The 852-nt window shown below is 67.0% G+C and carries 2 protein-coding genes; both read right to left on the bottom strand.

The features are described 5' to 3' along the window. The coding region (locus BQ8794_RS21515; protein WP_244555058.1) for an IS91 family transposase at positions 1-538 on the bottom strand (538 nt) is incomplete at its 3' end. Positions 539-540: 2 nt separating this feature from the next. Continuing rightward, on the bottom strand, positions 541-852 hold a 312-nt coding region (locus BQ8794_RS21510), incomplete at its 5' end, for a tyrosine-type recombinase/integrase (RefSeq protein WP_167378803.1).

The raw sequence follows: 852 nt of genomic DNA, 5'->3' as shown, positions 1-852 counted from the left end.
ACGATATCCAGCGGCTTCCGTCCGGCGAGATGCCACCGCCTGGCACGATCATGTGCACGTGCGGATGATGCGTCATCGCCGAACCCCATGTGTGGAGCACGGCGGTGATGCCGATGCGTGCGCCCAGATGCTTCGGATCGGCCGCGATGGTCAGCATCGTCTCCGACGCCGCCTTGAACAGCAGGTCGTAGACCGCCGCCTTGTTGTGGAAGGCGATGTCGGCGACCTCGGCTGGCAGCGTGAAGACGACGTGGAAGTAGCCGACCGGCAGCAGGTCGGCCTCGCGCTCGGCAAGCCATGTCCGCGCCGCGGCACCCTGGCACTTTGGACAGTGCCGGTTGCGGCAGGAGTTGTAGGCGATGCGCCAGTGGCCGCAGTCCTCGCAGGCCTCCACGTGACCGCCAAGGGCCGCGGTGCGGCAGTGCTCGATCGCCGACATGACCTTGAGCTGCTGCAGTGTCAGATGCCCTGCATGGGCGGCCCGGTAGGCGGGCCCGGCAGTGCGGAAGATGTCGGCAACCTCGATCGAGGCGCGCACGCTCAGCCGTCGGGTGAGATCTCTTCCGGCTTGAAGAGGCCAAGCTTGTCGAGCGGGCTCGTGACGGTGCGCACCGTGCGGGTTGCAACCTTGGTGTAGAAGGCGGTGCTATTTAGCTTGGCGTGCCCGAGCAGGACCTGGATGATCCGGATGTCGGTGCCGTCCTCCAGCAGGTGGGTGGCGAAGCTGTGGCGCAGCGTGTGCGGCCCGACGCGCTTGGCGATGTCGGCCGCCTGCGCTGCCTCGACGACCACGCGATAGAGCTGGCGGGTGCTGATGGGCTTCATCGCATGCTGCCCCGGAAACAGCCAGCC

It is taken from the genome of Mesorhizobium prunaredense (genome assembly GCF_900156895.1).
GTDB classification, from domain to species: domain Bacteria; phylum Pseudomonadota; class Alphaproteobacteria; order Rhizobiales; family Rhizobiaceae; genus Mesorhizobium; species Mesorhizobium prunaredense.
Note: the sequence above shows the minus strand (reverse complement) of the source record. Positions and strands in the feature narration are given on the sequence as shown.